This is a genomic window from Desulfococcus sp. (assembly GCF_041737845.1).
Classification (GTDB): domain Bacteria; phylum Desulfobacterota; class Desulfobacteria; order Desulfobacterales; family Desulfococcaceae; genus Desulfococcus.
Window position 1 is genome coordinate 1 of sequence record NZ_JBGSQX010000128.1, and the last position, 2,764, is coordinate 2,764.

2 protein-coding genes are annotated in these 2,764 nt (G+C 57.8%); both read right to left on the reverse strand.

Features of this window, described 5'->3' with window-relative positions:
• Nucleotides 1-111: 111 nt before the first annotated feature.
• Nucleotides 112-891: an IS21-like element helper ATPase IstB gene (gene istB / locus ACEW8N_RS14720; RefSeq protein WP_373500594.1), complete on the reverse strand. Its 780-nt coding sequence runs from the start codon at nucleotides 889-891 to the stop codon at nucleotides 112-114.
• The gene (istA, locus tag ACEW8N_RS14725) at nucleotides 888-2,429 is read right to left on the reverse strand and encodes an IS21 family transposase (protein WP_373500595.1); all 1,542 of its coding nucleotides are present in this window, start codon (nucleotides 2,427-2,429) and stop codon (nucleotides 888-890) included. Before istA ends, istB begins: the two co-directional genes overlap by 4 nt.
• Between the last annotated feature and the right edge of the window lie 335 nt (nucleotides 2,430-2,764).

Here is a 2,764-nt window from a genome sequence, read left to right on the forward strand (position 1 = left end):
TGTCAATGATCGCCTTAATAGTGCCACCGATGATCGCCGTAATGGTGCCACTCAAAAATGCTCAAAAAGCGGTTTCGGACGACTATTCAAATGATGTTTTTTGACCTCCTTTCAGGCTTCATTTTTTTGTTCTTTGACAGATTGTTTCGGGGTTTTCAGCATGGGCTTGGTTGACCGGTAGCTTTTGCCGTCAAGCACCACTTTGTAGGCGCCATGCCGTATTCTGTCGATCGTGGCGGCGCCGAGGATCCGGTTGGGGAAGGCTTCGGTCCACTCGGGCAGGTCCAGGTTGGAGGTGACGATGGTGCTCTTCCGTTCATAGCGTTCTGCGATGACATCGTGCAGATCCTCGTCCTGCGAGCCTTTGATCGGTTTGAGACCGAAGTCGTCAATGATGAGAAGGTCCACCGCCGCCAGCTTGGCAAAATGCCTGTCGAAGCCGTTGGTTGCCCGCGCCGCATTGAGATGGTTGAGCATCTTTGACGCGCTGGTGAACAGGACATCCCGCCCCGCTCGGATGGCACAGTGCCCCAGGGCCTGTGCGATGTGGCTTTTGCCGGTGCCGCAGGGGCCGACGATCAGGACGCAGACCTTTTCTTCCATGAACCGGCAGGATGCCAGTTCGACGATCAACGAGCGATTGATGTTGGGGTTGAAGGTAAAATCGAACTCCTCAAGGGTTTTCTGGTTTCTGAAGTTGGCCCGGCGAAGAGCCGATACCAGCTTTTTTTGAGCCCGCCGGGCGACTTCATCCTGGATGATGGTGGCCAGAAAATCCATGTAGGAGAGCTTTTCCTCGATGGCCTGGCGATTGCGGGATTCCAGAGAATCCAGGATGCCGGACAGGCGAAGCTGCTTGAGCATGGGGATCAATTCGGGCATGGGATTCATGTCGGCCTCCTTTCTGATTGAACCTGCAGATCGTCGGCATGCCGGATAAACCGGCCGGCAGCTGTGTAGATGGACGGGAGGGGAAACGAGTCTCCATCGTCGGGCAGCGCCGTTTGATCCAACCCCTGTTCAAGAATGCTCTTCACGCTGCGGTATTTGACGTTGTCGAAAAACAACGCCCGCCTGCAGGCGTTTTCCAGCCGCATGGCACCATATTTTCTGGTAAGGCCGATCACCCCCTGGGCGGCCCGCAGATTGTCCAGAACGCCGTTGTCCAAAAGGCCGTGGATCAGCCTGTGGCAGTCGATGCCGACGGATTCAGCCTGCCGGAGGCACCACTGGGGATCCCGGGTTTTGAAGGCAATGGCCTCCGGGGGCAGATGGTCGTCAACGGTGGCGCGCGAGCCGGGCTTGCGAAGCCTGGGATGAATCGCGACCAACTGCAGATCGTGATATATCTTGACGGTGGTATCGGCGGTCTTGACCCACAGTTCCTGGCCCACCAGCCGGAAGGGGGCCGAGTAACAGGATTTTTCGAATCGCAGGTGGCAGTCCGAATGAAGCTTGAGGCGGGTCCAGGCTGCGGTCTCGACGGGCATGTCCGGAAGACGGCGCAGAAGGGCCTTTTCGGTCTCTGCAAACAGGGCAAGCGGCTTCTGGTGCGTGGTCCCGTGGATGCGGTTGCCGGCGGTTTCCATGACCCAGCGTGCCAGCTGCCCGTTGGCGTCGGCAAGGGAGCGGTAGCTGCGAAGCGGAACGAAGCTGTTTTTCACGTATTTGACACCGGCTTCCACCCGGCCTTTCTTTTTGGGATCCCGCGGCGGGCACGGCGAGATCAGGAACCCGTATCCTTCGGCCAGTTCGCCGTAAGAGCGCTGGACCTCCGGGTCCCGGAAGCAGGCGCGGGTGATGGCGCATTTGGGGTTGTCGATGATAAGCCTGCCGGGAACGCCGCCGAAGAATTCGAAGGCGCGGCGATGGCAGGCCAGCCAGGTGCCGACTTTCTGGTCGACAACCATCTCGGCGTACATGTGCCGGCTGAAACAGAGCGTCATCACGAATATCCAGGTCTTGATGACTTCTCCTGTGAAGACGTCCGTGATCGTGGGGCCTTTGCCGAAATCCACCTGCCCGGCCTCGGCCGGGGCGAAATCCAGGATGCAGGTGACTTTCGGATGTCCGTTTTTCAATCTCTGCGACATCCGGCGCACGGACGAATAGCTGCCGCTGAAGCCGAACTGCTCCACGAGCGCCCGGTAGATGGTGGTTGTGTGAATGCCCTGGTCGAGCCACTGCCGGATCTGCTGCTCATGGGGCAGGCTCATGGACTGACGGGTCGCATTGCAATCCCTGTTCTTTTCAAAAACTTCGGCCAGTTCGGCGTCATCGGGAAGCGGGTCGGAACCCAGCCATCCCTGCTGGTCGGCAATGGAGCGAAGCTCGGCGCATTTCAGCCGGCCCATCAATTTGGCCGCGGCTATGGCGCGATCGCTTTGACCCATACGCATGCAATGAATGATGTGACGGTATTGGAACATCTCGAATCTCCTGTTTGACATGGGCGCGCCTCCCGGTTTGGTTGTTTTTTTCCGGGAGTATAACGCAGTTGTTTCCATGGTCCGAGATGCTTTTTGAGATGTGACGCCTCAAATGGGTGGCGCGAAAATCCACTGAGGATGGAGCGCCGGGGGGATAATCAAATCCCCCCGGCGGGCCATCCGGTCGTCATAACAGGGTGAGATTCCGGTGGCGCTATTTCGGTGATCACAAAGTGGCTCGTTTTCGGTGATCATCAGGTGGCACCATTTCGCCGATCACAAAGTGGCTCGTTTTCGACGATCACGGATTGGCACTATAGCACCGATCAATAACA